The organism is Clostridium sp. UBA7339 (genome assembly GCF_002470865.1).
Taxonomy (GTDB): domain Bacteria; phylum Bacillota; class Clostridia; order Clostridiales; family Clostridiaceae; genus Clostridium_J; species Clostridium_J sulfidigenes.
Genome location: NZ_DKPI01000014.1, coordinates 333,071 through 351,791 on the forward strand (window position 1 = coordinate 333,071; position 18,721 = coordinate 351,791).

General features: G+C 28.4%; 17 protein-coding genes and 1 other annotated feature. Of the genes, 3 read left to right on the forward strand and 14 right to left on the reverse strand.

Translation table 11 applies throughout. The features are described from left to right. Positions 1-94: 94 nt before the first annotated feature. The 4 genes from B2S02_RS15835 to B2S02_RS15850 all read right to left on the reverse strand — a co-directional run bounded on the left by B2S02_RS15835 (position 95) and on the right by B2S02_RS15850 (position 3,306). Positions 95-574, reverse strand: coding sequence for a hypothetical protein (locus B2S02_RS15835; protein WP_346849130.1), 480 nt, complete (start codon positions 572-574; stop codon positions 95-97). 277 nt (positions 575-851) lie between these two features. Next, a complete protein-coding gene (locus B2S02_RS15840) occupies positions 852-1,442 on the reverse strand; it encodes a hypothetical protein (RefSeq protein ID WP_346849131.1) in 591 nt (196 codons plus the stop codon). 170 nt (positions 1,443-1,612) lie between these two features. Next, a complete protein-coding gene (locus B2S02_RS15845) occupies positions 1,613-2,239 on the reverse strand; it encodes a response regulator (RefSeq protein WP_035135308.1) in 627 nt (208 codons plus the stop codon). Then, the gene (locus tag B2S02_RS15850) at positions 2,236-3,306 is read right to left on the reverse strand and encodes a sensor histidine kinase (RefSeq protein ID WP_346849132.1); all 1,071 of its coding nucleotides are present in this window, start codon (positions 3,304-3,306) and stop codon (positions 2,236-2,238) included. Before B2S02_RS15850 ends, B2S02_RS15845 begins: the two co-directional genes overlap by 4 nt. Before the next feature lie 153 nt (positions 3,307-3,459). On the opposite strand from B2S02_RS15850, the gene B2S02_RS15855 reads away from it, so the two are divergent. Genes B2S02_RS15855 through B2S02_RS15865 form a run of 3 tightly spaced genes read left to right on the forward strand, consistent with a single transcriptional unit; the run spans position 3,460 to position 6,669 of the window. Further along, positions 3,460-4,392, forward strand: coding sequence for an ABC transporter ATP-binding protein (locus B2S02_RS15855; RefSeq protein WP_346849133.1), 933 nt, complete (start codon positions 3,460-3,462; stop codon positions 4,390-4,392). A 14-nt stretch (positions 4,393-4,406) separates the two neighbouring features. After that, complete coding sequence (locus B2S02_RS15860; protein ID WP_346921013.1) at positions 4,407-5,522, forward strand: ABC transporter permease; 1,116 nt, start codon at positions 4,407-4,409, stop codon at positions 5,520-5,522. Next, complete coding sequence (locus tag B2S02_RS15865; RefSeq protein ID WP_346878280.1) at positions 5,509-6,669, forward strand: ABC transporter permease; 1,161 nt, start codon at positions 5,509-5,511, stop codon at positions 6,667-6,669. Before B2S02_RS15860 ends, B2S02_RS15865 begins: the two co-directional genes overlap by 14 nt. 169 nt (positions 6,670-6,838) lie before the next feature. On the opposite strand, the gene B2S02_RS15870 is transcribed toward B2S02_RS15865, so the two are convergent. From B2S02_RS15870 to B2S02_RS15915, 10 genes are all read right to left on the reverse strand, one after another. Then, positions 6,839-7,651, reverse strand: coding sequence for an ABC transporter permease subunit (locus B2S02_RS15870; RefSeq protein ID WP_346849136.1), 813 nt, complete (start codon positions 7,649-7,651; stop codon positions 6,839-6,841). Position 7,652: 1 nt separating this feature from the next. Further along, positions 7,653-8,540: an ABC transporter ATP-binding protein gene (locus B2S02_RS15875; protein WP_346849137.1), complete on the reverse strand. Its 888-nt coding sequence runs from the start codon at positions 8,538-8,540 to the stop codon at positions 7,653-7,655. 10 nt (positions 8,541-8,550) lie between these two features. After that, positions 8,551-8,997 (reverse strand): hypothetical protein, encoded by a 447-nt coding sequence (locus B2S02_RS15880; protein WP_346849138.1) that lies wholly within the window; start codon positions 8,995-8,997, stop codon positions 8,551-8,553. A 12-nt stretch (positions 8,998-9,009) separates the two neighbouring features. Then, on the reverse strand, positions 9,010-9,447 hold the full coding sequence (locus B2S02_RS15885) for a LytTR family DNA-binding domain-containing protein (protein ID WP_346849139.1): 438 nt from the start codon (positions 9,445-9,447) through the stop codon (positions 9,010-9,012). Positions 9,448-9,720: 273 nt separating this feature from the next. Then, positions 9,721-11,010 (reverse strand): dicarboxylate/amino acid:cation symporter, encoded by a 1,290-nt coding sequence (locus tag B2S02_RS15890; RefSeq protein ID WP_346921014.1) that lies wholly within the window; start codon positions 11,008-11,010, stop codon positions 9,721-9,723. A 169-nt stretch (positions 11,011-11,179) separates the two neighbouring features. Next, positions 11,180-11,414, reverse strand: a binding site (T-box leader). A gap of 144 nt (positions 11,415-11,558) precedes the next feature. After that, the gene (locus B2S02_RS15895) at positions 11,559-12,767 is read right to left on the reverse strand and encodes an AfsR/SARP family transcriptional regulator (protein ID WP_346921015.1); all 1,209 of its coding nucleotides are present in this window, start codon (positions 12,765-12,767) and stop codon (positions 11,559-11,561) included. A gap of 17 nt (positions 12,768-12,784) precedes the next feature. Continuing rightward, positions 12,785-14,338: an amidohydrolase gene (locus B2S02_RS15900; RefSeq protein WP_346879596.1), complete on the reverse strand. Its 1,554-nt coding sequence runs from the start codon at positions 14,336-14,338 to the stop codon at positions 12,785-12,787. A gap of 143 nt (positions 14,339-14,481) precedes the next feature. Further along, positions 14,482-15,690 (reverse strand): ArgE/DapE family deacylase, encoded by a 1,209-nt coding sequence (locus B2S02_RS15905; protein WP_346878275.1) that lies wholly within the window; start codon positions 15,688-15,690, stop codon positions 14,482-14,484. A 16-nt stretch (positions 15,691-15,706) separates the two neighbouring features. After that, a complete protein-coding gene (nhaC, locus tag B2S02_RS15910) occupies positions 15,707-17,143 on the reverse strand; it encodes a Na+/H+ antiporter NhaC (RefSeq protein WP_346921016.1) in 1,437 nt (478 codons plus the stop codon). Positions 17,144-17,474: 331 nt separating this feature from the next. Next, the gene (locus B2S02_RS15915) at positions 17,475-18,638 is read right to left on the reverse strand and encodes a GerMN domain-containing protein (protein ID WP_346878273.1); all 1,164 of its coding nucleotides are present in this window, start codon (positions 18,636-18,638) and stop codon (positions 17,475-17,477) included. Positions 18,639-18,721: the final 83 nt, after the last annotated feature.

Consider the following 18,721-nt stretch of genomic DNA (forward strand, 5'->3'; position numbering starts at 1 on the left):
TAAGGAGTTTTTACATAATAATTATAAGTTAGGTACTAGGATGACAATCTTAGCTCCTATTATTTTATTAAAGTTACCTAATAATATTTCAAAACTATAATTCGCAAGAATTCACATAGTTTCCAGTAACATCAAAGCCTATATATTGTCCAGAGCATAAAGGTTCTTTAATAGCTAATTTAAAATAAACTATATCTTCTCCACAATTGTCGCATCCAGTAAATTTTGCAATTTTGCAATCTTCTGCGATAGGTACTCTAACCCATTTATGAGGCCAAACCCAAACCCACTTATATAATACTACATCAACTAAATATTCTTTTCCTCTACAAAGATTCTTAACTTTAATAGAAAATTTAACTATTCTGCATTTAGTTTCAGCATCTATTATTTTTACTTGTCCAAAATCTTGTGGGCATTCGCAAGGATTTAACATTTTATCTGTCCCATATTTAGGAGGTGTGCCTTGTGGCCCTGGATCTTTACTCTGTTCTTGAATTAGATTTGTCTCTAGTTCTATGGAATCAGAATTTTCATTTGTCACATATTTTAATTCATTTTCAATTGTATCCATATATTACACCTCATACACTAATATATTTTGTTTTAATTACAGTACTTCCTTCGATTATATATTTAATTCATCTGTAATTTTCGAATAATTTTTTATCCTTGATTTTATTCTATTAGTATATTATATGTATATAGAATTTCAATGCTACTCTATTCTTATATAAATAGCATTTTAATATCATTAAACTAAAAAACTATCTCAAAATAAGCTAAACCTTAATGTAAAGTTTAGTAATTCATTTTGAGACAGTCCCTTTTTATTACCAATCTAATATATATTATTTATTAGTACCATTAGTAGTAGAATATACACCTCTATTTAAAGCATCATGTATAGCTGATGTTACCTTACCTACTTCAACTTTTTGATCCATATCCTTAACTATAGAAGAAGGGTTATATAAATCATTAAGACTTTGTCTTATATCTTTATCCTTTAAATAGTTTATCAAAGCTTCGTAATGATTTTTCACATTCTTGAAATTACTATCTTTTAAATAATTATCATCATTATTAGATAATGCTATAAATTTAATATCCTTAATTTGATTATTAGCTAAAGTAAATTCAACTGTTAATTCATCCTCATCTATATATGAACCACGATATATACCGTTAGAATAATTATTGTTAGTTAAGTCCATACCAAAGAGTGTATTATTATTACTATTCGTATCATTTATACCTAAAACTCCACTCTCTTTAATTCCGTTATTATTAGTTGCATTATTAGCTATTCCATTTTTAGTTTGATTCTGAGCAATTTCACCACCAGTATTTTTATTATTTCTTGCAGTGCCATTATTAGTACATCCTACAAGTCCTGTGGTTAATGCTATTGTTGCAATTAAAAGCGCTATTTTTTTCATAATAAACCTCCTATGCATATTTTTATAATTATAGTATAAGCATATACACAGTTATTATTCTTTTATTGCTTTTCCTATTATATCCTTTCTTTCTACAATATATAAGGATAATTAAATTTTTTAATTTCTAATAAATTAAAGTTATATTTATTTTTAAATATAGAATTTTTTCACTTTATATTGTTAAAATAAAATATTGCAAGTTGTGTTCTATCTCTAAGATTTAATTTTTCTAAAATACTACTTATATAGTTTCTTATTGTACCTTCACTCAAAAATAATTTTGCTGATATTTCTTTATTTGAAAGTCCTTTAGAAACTAAAGTGATTATTTCAATGTCTCTATCAATTAAATCATACTTTGATATATCTTTTTTATTTTCAGTACTATTTAACATGGTAGGAATTTTAGATATAATTTCTTGTCCAAAAACACTTTGTCCAAGTTCTACTGCCTTTAAGGCAGGTACTATGCTTTCAAAATGTTGTTTTAAAATATATCCCTTAGCACCAACTTTTAATGCAGTTATAATATATTCATCATCCTCAAAAGTGGTTAAAAATAATATTCTCCCCTCATTATGAGATTTTAAAATCTTCTGTGCAGCCTCTAGCCCTGACATTCCCCCCATACGAATATCCATAAGTAATATATCTGGAGTATACTTATTATACAGCTCTATAGCTTCTTCACCACTATATCCAAGAGATATAACTTTTATATCACTTGATGTCTCTATGATTGTCTTTAATGATGCTGCTATAAGCTTATCATCATCTATAATAATTATTCTCATAGTTTCCCCTCCTTCATAATAGAAATAAATATTTTAAACCCTTTTGAATTATCAAAATTCACAATACCATTTAGGCTATTTACTCTCTTTTCAATGCTTTGTAATCCCATTCCACCATCCATACTTACCTTCTTTTTACTTCCATCATCTAAAATAATTACTTGATATAATTTTGGATGTTCATATAAACTTACAGTTACTGTGGTTGCATTTGAATGTTTTATTATATTAGATAGTGCCTCTTTTACAATAGCAATAATAGCATATTTAATCTTAACATCTGGATTAGAAGAAAACTCATAATTTAAAGTAGCCTTACAAAACTTAAATTCATTTATAAGCTTTGAAAGTTGTACATATAAGTCGATAGAATCTTCATGTAAATTATGAACACTACTTCTAATAGAATCCATACCTTGGTCCAAGGTAGATTTAATGTCCTCTAGAAGCCTTTTTGTTTGTTCCTCTTTAGTAACTACCATAATAGCACCAATTTGCAATATAGAGCTAGTTAAAAGGTGTCCTACATTATCGTGAATTTCTCTTGAAATACGATTTCTCTCCTTTAATGTTGCAAAATTGACTTCAAAATCTTGTTTATATTGTAATTCCTTTACTTTCTCTTCTAATACTATAGATATCTCAGTTAAATCATCTCTTTGTTTTATAAATTTATCATGCAATTTTTCATATTTCACAGTATTAAACTTTAAGGTTGCTGACGTAATAAGAAGTCCAAGAATCATTATACTAATAATATGTGAGTATTTATGTATATTCATAAGGTACGGAATTAAAGTTAAGATGCATATATATTTATACTTTGAAAAAATAGTATCATAAAATATTATAGGAATGCCCATAAGAAATTCAGGATATAAAATGCAAAGGATACTATATATTATTAATACTATTACATTTAATTTATCCTGGCTAAAATATTCTAGAAAACAAGTTATTGCCACTGTAACTAAAATGGGTAAGATTAATTTTTCTATACTATAATTTTCTATAAGTAATAATGCCGAACCTATAATCAAAATAATTTTATTTAATATATTATTCATCTATACTCCCTCACTTTATATATCTATAATACCATATACAAATTTCTTAATGTGACAAATGTAATGTAATATTAATGACAAATAGCACTTACCTACAAAGAGATTCTCTAATAAACTATAAGTATAAACTAAATAAAGTAAGGAGTATTAACTATGATTGTAAAAATAGAAAACCTGGTAAAAAGATATGGTGAACTAATTGCTTTAGATCACTTAAATTTGGACATTAAAAAAGGTGAAATATTTGGTCTTTTAGGTCCAAATGGTTCTGGTAAAACTACTACTATAAACTGTATGCTATCTCTACTTAAATATGATAAAGGGACTATTGAAATCCTAGGAGAGGAAATGACTCCAACAACTTATAAAGTAAAAAAAGATATTGGAATCGTCATGCAGAATGTAGCCGTCTTTGATGAATTAACAGTGTATGAAAACATTGATTATTTCTGTGGATTATATGTAACCAATAAGAAGGAACGGAAAGTACTTGTGGAGAGGGCTATTGATTTTGTTGGTCTTTCAGATTACAAAAAATTTATTCCTAAAAAGTTAAGTGGAGGACTTCTTAGACGATTAAACATTGCTTGTGGTATAGCTCATAATCCAAAACTAATCATTTTAGACGAGCCAACGGTAGCTGTTGACCCTCAAAGTAGAAATCACATTTTAGAGGGAATAAAAAAATTAAATGCTGAAGGAGCCACAATTATATATACCTCGCACTACATGGAAGAAATTGAACAGCTTTGTACTTCAATCGCTATTATGGACAAGGGAAAAGTCATTGCTAAGGGCACAAAGGAAGAACTAAAGTCAATTATTGATTTAGGTGAGAAAATAACTATTGAGGCCTTTAATTTAAATGAAAATCATATAAAAAATATAAATATTCTCCCTAATGTTATATCAGTAGACTATAAAAATAATTTACTAAATATTAGAACAAAAAGTGGACATAGTTCTCTTGGTGACATTGTTAGTTATATTGGAGATAATAAAATAAGTTATGGGAAAATTTACTCAGAGCAACCTACCTTAAATGATGTATTCTTGGAAATTACAGGTAAAGAGCTTAGAGATTAAAGGAGGAATATAGAATGTTTTGGCATATTTTTAAGTATCAACTTAAATGTCGTTTTAGAGATAAATTAAGTGTCTTTTGGACCTTATTATTTCCAATTGCATTAGCTACAATTTTCAATTTAGCCTTTTCAAATATACTCACCGGTGAAGAGTTTGAGAATGTTAATATTGCTCTTGTAAGTAATAGCAATATACCTGAAAGCTTTTCTACAGCTATGAAGGAAAGTGATTTATTTAATATAGAAAGTACTGATGAGAATAGTGCGAAAGAATTGCTTTCTAAAGGTAAAATTTCAGGGTATATAACTTTTGTAAATAATATTGAAATAACTGTTGCAAAGTCTGGTATTAACGAGTCCATAATAAAAACTTTTGTAGATAGTTATAGTCAAAAGTATTCCACCATATCAAATTTAGTATCCATAAACCCAAGTATTATGAATGAAGATTTTATGAATAATATTGCTCTTTATAATAACTACACTAAAGATAAAGAATTGAATAGTTCTACAAACGTTGTTGTAATTTATTTTTATACCCTTTTAGCTATGACTTGCATTCTAGGTTCAACCCCTGGTTGTACTGATGTTATAAACATCCAAGGAAATCAATCTCAAAGAGCAGCAAGAATTAATATAGCTCCTGTGAATAAAATAAAAACCTTTTTAGCTGCAATTAGTGCTACTTTATTATTTTATTTTTCAACAGTGCTAATAGTTATACTATATATTTCTCAAGTTTTAAAAATAGACTTTGGTAACTCCATAGGTTATGTAATTTTACTTTGCTTTGTAGGCTGTTTTAATGGAATAACTTTGGGTGCCATGGTAAGTTCTTTAATTAATAAAAAAGCTAGCGTAAAGGAAGGCATTTTATTGGCATTTACAATGGCATGCTCTTTTTTGTCTGGAATGATGGCAGTTCAGATTAAATACTTCATTCAAGATAAATTTCCTATCTTATCCTATATAAATCCTGTTAACTTAATTACTGACGGATTTTATTCATTATACTATTATAGTACCTATGATAGATATTTTCTTAATCTTGGTCTTCTATCCTTGTATGGAGTTATATTCTCAATAGTTACTTATCTAGTTTTAAGGAGGCAAAAGTATGCAAGTATTTAAACAGTATTTTAGAATAGTAAAAAAAAGTGCCCTTTCCTCTTTATTGCTTTATATGGCTATATTTATATTTATGACAATTATTTTTAGTAATGTTGGGAATTCTACAGATTCAACCTCTTTTGAAACTGAAAAATGTAAAGTAGCAGTTTTAAATAATGATAATTCTCCTCTTTCAAATAATTTAGAAGCATACATTGAAGAAAATTCTAAATTGGTAAAAATTAAAACTACCGATGAAGGAATAAGAGATGCATTATTTTTTAGAGAAGCAGAAATTGTAATCACCATCCCTAAAGGATTTGAAGATAGTTTTCTTAAAGATAATTCCTATACTTTAGAAACTCAAAGTATACCTAACTCTTCCAGTAGTATTTTTATAAAATCAATGATAAATAATTATCTTAACACAACCAAAGTTTACATTGATAATACTAAGAACTTAGACTTTGAAAAAATAAGTGATCTAGTAAATAAAGATTTATCTATAGATACAGAAGTTACTTTAGCAAAGGATAATAAAGAAGATACTAAAAGTAGCGTTACCTATTACTTTAACTATTTAGCTTATCCTATGCTATGTATGTTAATACTTGGAATATCTATAGTATCAAATATTTTCAATTCTCCAGATTTAAAAAGGAGAAATTTATGCTCACCTATTAATTCCTATAACTTCAACATGCAGATATTTTTAGGAGATATGGTTTTAGCATTATCTACTTGGACTATATTCATGGCACTAGCAATAGTAATGTATCCTAAAGACATGTTTTCTTTTAGTGGAGTGTTACATGGTATAAACTCTCTAATATTTACAATAACTTGTTTATGCCTTAGCTTCTTAATTAGCAATATATCCACTAAAAATTCCATAGGGCCAATTTCTAACCTTGTGTCTTTAGGTTGTTGCTTCTTAGGAGGTGCCTTTGTTCCTCAGCAACTTCTCAGCGAAACAGTAAAAAGTACTGCTATATTTAATCCAGTATATTGGTTTATAAATGTAAATGATAAACTTAATGCCCTATCAACATTTAATATGGATACTCTCACTCCACTCCTATTTGAAATGTTAATAATGTTAGCTTTTTCAGTAGCTTTCTTAGGAGTAGGATTAGTTATCATGAAACAAAGAAGAACTAAATATTAAATGAAAATAAATACCTAGCTCTTTAATTAAAGTGCTAGGTATTTATTTATATAAGTTTATCCGATGACTACCAGCTCTAATACTCCCATCTTTCTTCAAAGTGGGTGCGAAGATCTGCTACGTCCCTGGATAACGATTTCTAAAGCTTCGAAGAAGCTAAGAACTCTATTTAGGCTAAATCCTTTTTATTATAAATAGCATAAGTAGTTACAATAGATATGGCAATTATTCCTAATCCTAAAAGTACATATTTCACTTCAAACCCATTCTTTAGCAGCTTAGCTGGAACTACATAATCAAAGGGTGATAAATATAAAAATCCTTCTAGTTCATCTTTCATCTTCCCTATAATTCCAAATATATAAGTTGTAAAGAATACTCCTAGTGCAATAGATGTCCCTTGTTTGCTAGATTTTATTATAACCGATAATAAAAATCCTATGGCCATAAATATATATCCGAGAAAAGCCATTCCTATAAATAAAGTTTTTATATCCATTAATAGTGTCATAGTCTCAACCTCTTCTGGCTTTACAGCCATAGAAATTCCCATAGTTACAACTCCAACTATAACAATAAATAAGTAAAATATAATTGCTGAGGAAATTAATTTTGAAGTTACTATTTTATTTCTCGTAATTGGCTTTGAATATAAAAACTCAATGGTACCTTCACTTTCTTCTTTTACTAAAGCAGTTATTCCAAGAATTATTCCATATATTCCAGCTGCCATAGATATATATTGAATTGCATAGGCTAAATAATCTGAAATGTTTCCAAAATCTACAGCATCTTCAAGATTAAAAGCCTCTAATAGTGCAGGTGGCAAAGCATCTAGTTTTGTAGCAACAATTTCTTGCATTCCACTATCCTTCATGCTAGGAAATAATGCCATAAACATTATTACTAGTCCTACACATACTACAGACCAAATAATAGCAGATTTTAATAGTCTTCTAAATTCAAACTTGAATATATTCATCTTACTTCTCCCCTTCCCTCTTATAATAATCCATAAATGTATCCTCTAAAGTATGCTCACCTATAAGTAACTTCTCAACATTAAACTTAGCAATTTCTTTAATTAATTCATCAATATCTCCTATAAAACTAAAAGTTATTTCACCTTTATTATTTTCTATAACCTCTCCCTTACACTCTTCAACCTTCTTATTATCTATCCCCTCAGCTTTTAAGGTAATTTTTACTCCCGTTTTTCTGGCAAGCTTATCTATTTCAATTACATCAATAATCTTTCCATCTTTTATTACTGCAACTCTATCACATAGATTTTCAACTTCAACTAAATTATGAGAAGATAAGAATATTGTAGTTCCCTTAGCTCTTTGTTTTTCTAGTATATTGAAAAGTTTTTTTTGTATAAGTGGATCTAGTCCATTAGTAGGTTCATCAAGAATTAAGAGCTTAGGATTATGAATAAGTGCTTGTACTATAGCTACCTTTTTCTTGTTTCCAAGACTCAATTCACTCATTTTTTTCTCTAACTCTACCTCCAGTTCTTTACATAGTTCATCAGTATCTTCTTTATTAGTATTTTCGTAAAAACTCTCAGCATATCTTATAATATCTTTAACCTTTGATTCATCATAAAACTTTACTTCACTAGGTACATATCCAATATACTTTTTTATTTCACTACTTTCTTTAACTATATCCTTTCCAAGAATTGTTCCATACCCAGAAGTCGGAAAATTAAAATTTAAAAGAGTTCTAATAGTAGTAGATTTTCCTGCTCCATTTGGACCTACAAATCCAAAAATTTCTCCTTCTTTAACCTGCAAGTTCACATCTACTATTCCTCGATTTTTTCCATAACTCTTTGTTAATTTGTTAGTTTCAATTATATTCATTACTATCCCCCTATTTATCATCAAATTTTGAACTTTTATACAGTTTCAATTTTTCATTAAATCTTTCTCCTGAAACCTTATTGTATAATGCAATAGACCCAGTAAAGGAAATAAAACATACAGTAAATATACTTAATGCAATAGTAAAATTATTACCACTACTTAAGTCAAACCAATTAAAGATCATAGCTAATATATAACCTATAAAAACAAGCAGCAAATAATGAACAATTATCTTAATCCAAGTCTTTACCTTCATAAATATATTAGATGCATATATAACATATTGGAGAAGAGTTAAAATTATAGATATAAATATCATCTGCCATATTAAACTTAGCTGAATACTTTTTTCTCCTAAAAAAGGAGCAATAAGAGTATAAATAACAACCTGAGATGTAAAGAACATACATGTTATTATCTTTATTTCTAATGTGTTCTTAAAAAATTCTTTCATACAATACTCCTCCTATAAATCTAACTTATTTTTTAAGATAGGTACATACTGTCTTGAAACTACTAATTTTTCATCATTATCTAGAAGTATCTCTATTCGTCCTCCAAACATAGGGACTATATTTCTTACCTTTCGCAGATTTATAATAGTAGATTTAGAACCTCTAAAAAAATCTGTATTTTTAAGTCTTTCTTCTAATTCATAGAGTCTTAAATGTGTCTGTAAAACCTCCTTATCCATATAAATAAAGGTTTTCTTATCAACTGACTCAAAGTAAAATATCTCATTTGTATCTAGAATAAATATCTTTCCATCCTTATTCCCTGTTATTTTTTCTTCTAAGGCTTTAAGTTTAGATATAATTCTTGTCACATTTTCATCTATTGTTTTGCAGTTAATTACTATTTCTACATCTTCAATATCTTCAACTTCATTTATTATAATCTTCATTTAACGCCTTCCTTTCTATTCAAATTCTTTAACCAGTTAAAAAATTCAAATTATCTATAATCTATAATTTAAGTATATTCTTTAAAATTTATTAAGACAATCATATCCTTCTAAGCTGCATAAATCCTATGCTAAGTTGCATATAAAAAACTTCATCCTAAAGCTAATTATCTTTAGGATGAAGTTATTTTGAATTTATTATTATTTGTTTTCAGAATTTAGTTTAACTCACTGTTAAAATGTGTTTAAATATTATAATGATATATTCGTTTACTATTTGTTCTTTTTGGCAACTTTTCTCTTTTCTGTTTCATCTACTACTAAAGCTGCCACTGCAGAGCCTGTAACATTAGTTGCTGTTCTCATCATATCAATTATAGAATCAACGGCAATTATCATTGCCATACCTTCTATAGGTAATCCTAATGTTGCTAATACTACTGTTGTAGACATAGTTGCTGAACCTGGAACTCCTGCAATACCTATTGAAGATACTATAGTAGTTAATACTATTAAAGCATATGAGTAAATTGTCATATCCACATTAAATACATTAGCAACAAATATAGCTACTATAGCTGGATACAATCCTCCACAAGCATTCATTCCTATAGTCGATCCAAGAGGTGCTACAAAGCTAGCTATATTTTCAGAAACTCCAGCTCCTTCAACTAAAGATTTTATAGTTACTGGTAGTGTTCCATAGCTACTTTGACTTGTAAAAGCCATTGTTTGAGCTGGAAAGATTCCCTTGAAGAATTTTAAAGGATTTTTCTTCGCTACAAAAGCAATAAGTGGAGTATAAACCACTATAAACTGAAGTATAGCTGCTATATAAACTGCCGCAATAACCCATATTAAGGATTTAATAGTTTCTAATCCATTGCTTGCTACAGCCTTTGCAATTAAAGCAAAAACTCCATAAGGTATAAATTTTAATACTATTTGAGTTATTCTTGATACTATAGTATGAGCTGATAACACAAAATCTTTAAAAGGTTTAGCTTTAGTTGGATTTATATTATCTTCTGTAACTAAAGCTATAGCTACAAATAGTGAGAATATAACTATGGGAATTATTCTATTATCTACTATAGATGCTATTGGATTTGATGGTAGCATGTCCACTAGCACTTGAGTAAATGTAGGTATTTCCCTAGCTACAAAGTCTTCTGCTCCCGGAAAAGTTAATCCTTGTCCTAAGTTAAATACCTTAGCTACGACAATTCCTATAGCTGCTGCTATTCCTGTAGTTCCTAATAAAATTCCTAGTGTTTTAATTCCTATAGACTTTAATGTATCTAAATTTTTAAGTCTAACTATACTTGTAATTAGTGAAACCATAACTAAAGGTACAACTATCATTTTAATTAAGGACATATATCCTTTTCCAACTATATCTAAAAATAAAATGTTTTCTTTAAATATCGCTCCTAAAATAACTCCTAAAGCAAGTGCTGTTAATGTAGTATAAGTAAATTTATTAGTCTTTTCTTCAACTGCATATATGGTAAACACTGCTAGTAATGATAGTATTACTGCTAATATTAAATTTATATTCATTTTAAAATCTCCTTTTATTTTTAATTTTGTTTAGTAATTTTGAATTTACTTATAAGCATTTTAGTAGAGCTTCCTTATTTCATTTGTTCTTTGCTGGCCAGCAAAATTCTATAAGCTACTAATTTTCCACGTAAACTTATAGAACAAAAAACCTTCTGCCCCTGTAATATACAGAGGCAGAAGGTATACTTCCGCGGTTCCACTCTTATTAGATATAAAAATATCCATCTCATTTTAGGTACTACATACCCTAACTCTGTAATGGGAGTTCCCATAAAAACCTACTTGCTTCGGCTTTTCTGCTCCAAGGGGCACTTCACTAATACTTATTATAGGTTATCTCAGCAAATTAACCCTCTCTGTAATAACTTATACTAATTACTTTCCCTTTTCGTTGCATTTGTAAATTCATATTTAACTGTTATCATAGTATCCTATTTTAATTTAATAGTCAACACCTTTTATTCATGAAATTTTTTCCTATAGATTTAAATATATCTGATAATACTCATTTTATTCTTCTTGTTAAAGTCTTATTTTGACTCTATCTATAATATAACTTTGTTACCATCTACTAAGATTTTTATTTTACATTCCGGGTTTTTTAAACTAAATAATTTAAGTATATTGTGCGATATATCATCAATATTACTGACATTTTTAATATGAATTTCTAAAGGATAAACTTTCTCAATATATAAAAGTAAACTTTCGAAAGAAAAATAAATTCTATTCTCTTCGTTATAATGGTTTAAGTTATCTTCAATTCTTAGATTTTTATTTATTAACAAAACTTTTGGCTGTATTCTTAACAGGTCCTTTAGAATAAACTCATCTAAATCCATTAACTGCTCAATTGAATACCTCTGCATAATTTTTTCCACTATACATGCTATACCAAAATATTTAATCTCATTTATAGGATAACACTGTACAATTATACTAGTCTTTTTAACATTATTCACATTAACTTTATCTACCCTATGAAAATTTATTTTTGTATTTTCACTATTACAAATAATACTTTTGTAATAGCTTATAACTTCTTCACTAGGACGTATATTTAACTCTTCCCTTAAAATATACTCACATTTCTTATATTCCTTTAAAGCAGCTTGTATATCATTAATTTGCATATATAAATTCATTAACTCCAAATAAATATCTTCTCTATAGGGATTAATTTTTAGCACTTCATTTAATACTATAATAGATTCACTATACATACTATTTTCTGAATATAGCTTAGCTAATTTAAATAACAATGTGCTATAACACTCCTGATATTTTTCTCTCTCAAAGAAAATCCAATCATTAAAATCAGGACAATTCTTCAAATAAAATCCTTGAAGAAATTCACCATTATAAATATCTTTACATTTTTCTAAAGATAATATAGGATTTTCTTCATTTTCTAAATTTTCCATTACAAAATTTATTTGTAGAACATCTATATAATAATCAAATTCTGGATTTATCATGCAACTATCTTTTGAACTAATAAATAAATCACAATCCTCGCGATTAAATATTTTACGTAATACCCAAAGGCTATATCTTAGATTATATCTAGCATTTTCAATAGTTGCATTATTCCAAAAAAACGTACAAAGCCTATCTCTAGTAAATTTTTTACCTTTATTAGTACATAAAAAACAAAGCAATCCTATAGCCTTATTACTAAGCTTATCGGTTACACTTACACCATCTACTTTGATATCTACTTCACCTAAAACACATATATGAACTCTACTCAATATTTATCACCTACTAACTAATAAGTATCCTGTCTAAGTCGACATTCATATAGTATATTACCTTCTTTAATAGTTGCCACAACACCTATATCGTTAATTTCCTTAGAATCTATGCTAAGGGGATTTTTGTCTAATATAACTAAATCAGCATATTTTCCGACTTCTATAGATCCCTTTTTATCCTCTTCAAATACAGCATAGGCACTATTAATAGTAAAAATTTTTATAGCTTCTAACACAGTTATTCTCTCATTTTCATTAGGATGATTTACTGCAGAATAAATACCTAGTAATGGATTAATAGGAGTTACATCACTATCAGAGCCTCCACAAACTATAAGATTATTATGAATCATAGTTCTATATGGATTTGTCTTTCTAGTTCGTTCTTTTCCCAATCGCTTCTCATACATCTTCCCTTTTCCCCCCCAAAAATATTCATAGGTGGGTTGAACAGATGCAATCAATCCTAACTTTTTTGCACGATTAATATGCTCATTAGATGGAAGTTCAAAATGCTCTATTCGATGACGAAGATTTTTATTTGGATATATACTATTTGCAAATTCATGGGCAGAAATTATTTGCTCAATAGCTAATTCACCTATAGCATGGGTACCTAACTGAATATTATTTTCATAGCATTTCAATACAAATTCATTTAATTCTTCTTGAGTATAATATAATATACCTGATTTGGTAACATCATCCTCATATGGTTCACATAACGCTGCTGTTCTTGAACCAAAAGATCCATCTAAAAAAATACTTCCACCAATCCTATTTAATTTTTTCTCCATCACCTTATCCACATTAATAGTTTGATAAAATAATATGATATCTATTGGATAATCATCCTTTGTATCAAAAATAAACTCTGCATCCTTATCATGGAAAGTATATCCCCCCTCCATAGCATTAATTGTAGTTACACCTTTCGCAATAGCACTTTTTAAAGTATTATTTACTGCAGAAAATCGCGCTTTATTACTAATACTTTCCAATATCTGCTTTCTAACTAATGCATTCGCAGTATGGGTAAGGACACCAGTTGGAATATTAGCTTCATTCTTTACTACACCTTTAAGATTTAAAGGTATAGTAAATTTGTGTAATGCTAAGGAATTTAAAATACTAGTATGATACTCTTTTCTATTTATCCAAACTGGATGATCTGGAGAAACTTTATCAATTTCATATCTTGTTGGAAGTCTCTTCTCTTTAAGTTTAGTTTCATCTAGACCTGTTGCTCTAACTAAGGTATCCTTTGGTGCAGTATCACAATATTTCTTAATAAGCTTAAAAATTTCATCAAAACTTGTAGCATTGCTTAAATCAACACTGATAGAATTCAATCCCGTTTGAACAAGATGAACATGGCTATCATAAAATCCTGGAAGCACAGTCATTCCTTTTAAATCTATTAGCTCTGTGTTATTATCTGCTATATGTAAGTAATCTTCTTCAAATCCCATTTGTGTTATCATTTTATTTTTAATTGCAATCCACTGAAAGCATTGCATCTCTGAAAAAGTTATTATATTCCCATTATATAAAATTAAGTCAGCCATATTAACAACCTCGAATTTTCATTATATACCCCATTATAACACTTATAATTTTATTAATACATATTTAAAAGAGGCCGCTAAAATGTTTTAATAAAACTTTTAACGTTACCTCTCCTTAAAATCTTTTAACAATCTACAGAATTCTAATTACATAGAAGGTTACATAAATAATTGTAAATAGACAAAGCTGTTTCTGTTACAGTATCTATTATCACATATTCATTACTTGTATGATAGTTACCTCCATCAGGACCAAATATTATAGTTGGAACCTTTAATCTTGAACCTACATAATTAAAATCTCCTATACTTTTAAAATAGTCAATAGTGCACTTCTTCTTAGAAGCTTCCTCTACGCTTTCTATGAATTTTTCAACATATGAGTTATTTTCATCAATAGTATATGGAAGAAACCCCTTAGTCTCTTCATTGGGATGTTCTCTTAATGAATATTCAACCTTAGAACTAATACCAGCTCTTGCTACCGCATTAAATAATTCTTTCTTAACATAATCTTCATCCTCGCCATTAACTACATGTCTAAATACTGTAAAAGATGCTTCATCTGGTACACTACAAGCTTCATTTTTGCTATTGCATCCTAAAATACATATTGAACCCTTACCTAACTTTTCATCTTCAATAAGAGATGACTTTTCAAGCTCTATCATTAATTTTGCGGAATCGACTAATGCATTTATTCCTCTTTCAGGATTTGCTGCATGTGATGATTTTCCCTTTAAAGTTACAATATAATTGAATCCACCTCTTGCCCCTAAACAAACACATGGAAAAGGTTTCTTACAAAATCCACTACTAGGTTCTGTTACTATTGCCACATCAACATTGTCTGCAATACCATCCCTTATAACCGCATCTGTACCTAATCCATATGGTCCTTCTTCGTCAGAAACAATTGAATAAACAATTTCTCCATTAAAATCATTATGAAGTGACTTGAATGCTTCAAGGGCAAGCATTATAGCTACCACTCCTGATTTCATATCTAAAGCTCCTAATCCATAAAGCTTTCCCTCTTTAATTACAGCTTTAAAAGGGTCAGTATCCCATCCATTACACTGATTTACAGTATCTATATGTCCATTGAAATAAACTTTAGGTCCATGTTTTTCCCCCTTAATAGTACCTATAACATTTAGTCCTTGAAATTGAGTAATTTTCTTTTCATTGTAGTGATGAAATTGTGGGCTTAGGTTATGCTCTTCTAGCCAGGTATAAACAGTATCCATAATTTCCTTTTCATGAAAGTAAGGACTCGGAATATTAACAAGTGTTTTTAAAAGACACGTAACACTTTCTTTATTTATATAATCAATTGCTGTTCTTTTCATAAGTATATACCCCTAACTATACAGATTTATTTTCATAAGTACTTGAAGATTTTATGTCGCCTTCTTTAAATACAAATTTATCAGTATATGCATATATAATTGTAATTAAAGGACAAAGTAATGCTAAAAATACATAAGGTATATATTCAATGGTAGAGACCCCTAAAACTCCTGAAAAATATACCCCGCATAATCCCCATGGAACCAATGGTGAAGTAACCGTTGCAGAATCTTCACAAGTTCTTGAACAAACTTGAGGAAGAATTTTAAGTTTTTTATAAGCAGGTACAAGCATTCTTCCTGGAATTATTAATGCTATATATTGACTTGCAGAGAATAAATTAACTGCAATAGATGAAATAACATGTGTATTGATTAATCCTCCCTGTTTACTAACTAGCCCTGACATCTTTTCTAATAAAACACCTAAAACTTTAGTTTTTTCTAGTAGTCCACCAAAACTTATTCCAATAAATCCTAGTGATATTGTCCACATCATGCTTTGAAGTCCTCCTCGGCTTAGAAGTGCATCGATCTCTGCAATTCCCGTGCTAGATATGAATCCATCATTCATAAATCCAAGCATTTCTCCAATTCCAAACCCCTGAAATATCACAGCAAATATTAATCCCACAATAGATGCTATAACCATTACTGCAAGTCCAGAAACTTTTTTTACTGCTAAAATAACAACTATAATTGGTGGAATTAACATTAATGGATTTAATGTAAAGTTATCTTTCAATCCGTTAAGTATAATATTAATTTGTGAAGCATCTATAGCATCCGCTTTAAATTGAAATCCTATAAATGCATAAAGCACTAATGATATTATAAAAGCCGGTCCTGTAGTATAACACATAGATTTAATATGATCAAAAAGGTTAGCTTCTGCCACACCAGCTGCCAGATTTGTAGAATCTGACAATGGAGACATTTTATCACCAAAAATAGCTCCTGAAATTACTGCACCTGCTGTTAATGGTGCTGGAATTCCTAGTCCCATTCCTATTCCCATGAATGCAACTCCAAATGTAGCTCCTGTAGTGTAACTGCTTCCTGTTGAAACTGAAGCTATAGAACAAACTAATGCTGATGTAACTAGAAAGAATGATGGAGATATTATTTTTAACCCATAATATATAAGAGTTGGTATAGTTCCGGCTGCAATCCATGTAGCAATAAGAACTCCTACAAGCATAAGTATAAGCATTGGTACTAATGCAATATTACATCCATATACAATCCCATCTTCAATATCTTTCCATGTAAACCCAGATATTAATGCTACTACTGCAGCAACAGCTGTTACTATGATAAGTGTAATATGAGTAGCATAGTTTTGTTTAAAAACAAAAATTTGTAAAGCCATTGCAACACATAAGAAAAGAATTATAAATATTGCTGCTCCAAAGCTAGGTCGTTTTTCCTGAGAAATGTTATTCGTTTTCATTGTCTTTATATCCCCCTTAATTTATATAATAATTATCTTAATATCATCTTAACTTTTCTATGTTTATTCTACTGTTTTATATAATGTTTTATAAACAAATAAATTTTCTTAATTTATTAAATTCATTTTCTTTTTATAATAAATTATTGTATTTATGTGTCTATTGTTGGTTTTTCTGTTGTTATTATATTTTACATAAAATAAACAATTCCACCTAAAAGATACCATTAAGTAATCTTTTAATAAAATTGTTTATCTAATATACTACTTTTTAAATAGCTTTTATATCATTTTAATATTCAACACATTTTTTATAAAAATTTTTCCTAACTTATTCACATGTTACTTTAAAATATTCACCCTTAGCTTTTACTATATGACCTGAACTATAAGGCTTATTATCTATAGTAATATAAACTTTATTAACTCCGTAGTATTTTCCTATAGTATTTACAATGCTCTCTAAGATAGCACTTTCAAATCCTGAGCCTGCATTCATTTCTTTTACAAAATTACTGCTAAAATCTATATATACCATGCCATCATCATTTAAATATAAACTATTTATAGTTACATTTTTCCCTAACAATTGTCCCTTGTTATTTCCTGGAAAGTTCTTAAATAAATTTTGAATAGCTATTTTAGTTATATCATTAGTGGAAAAAGTAAGTTTTTTATCTTCATAATGAATTTTATAATTTTCATCTGGATAATAACATCTTATACTTTGATTTAATCTCATATTCTCTTCTATACTTTTTAAAGTTGAAGTAACTTTCATGGTTTTAATATCATAAATAGATTTAATTAACCCCTTGTTAACAGCGTAATACTGTAAATCAATTTGGCCATTTGTATTTTCTGTTGTAACTTCAAGAGCTCTACAATCTCCATTGCCTATTGAAATCTTTACATCTACCTTTGAAATATATCTTTTACTTCCATCTGATAATTTCCATGTAGTACCTACCACTAGTGGCTCCTTTAGTAATACTTCACTTACGTTATATGGTTTATTGGTGAAATTTTCTCTATAATAACACTCATTTCTTTCAAATATTTTTGCAATTTCTCCATTATTATTTTGTAAAACTGTGACCGTTTCTGTTCCTCCATTATTACTTCTTAGTTGAACCTTATTACCATTTATATAATCAACGTAGGTAACATATTCTGCATACTCTGAATTTGTACCAGTATAACTGTATTTTACATTTCCCTTAAATTTAAAATAGTCATCTATACTATAACTTGACTTATGGTTATTATTACTTTCTTCTGGTTTAGTAGTGCTATTCTCTTTAGTAGTTTCTTTAGAACCTGTATTTTTTTCTTCTTTTAAGGTATTATCAGTGTTGTTTGTTACAACATTATTATTATTATTTATATTAGTATCTACATGAATATTCTTATCTTCTTCACTATTTTTATTACCACAACCAGCAAGAAAAACTGCTACTGCAAAAATTATTACAGGAATCACTTTTCTTCTCACAACAATCACTCCCTAAAATATTCTCTATATAATATACGTAAATATAACCAAATAATCCCACAAAATAAAAATAAATTCATTCC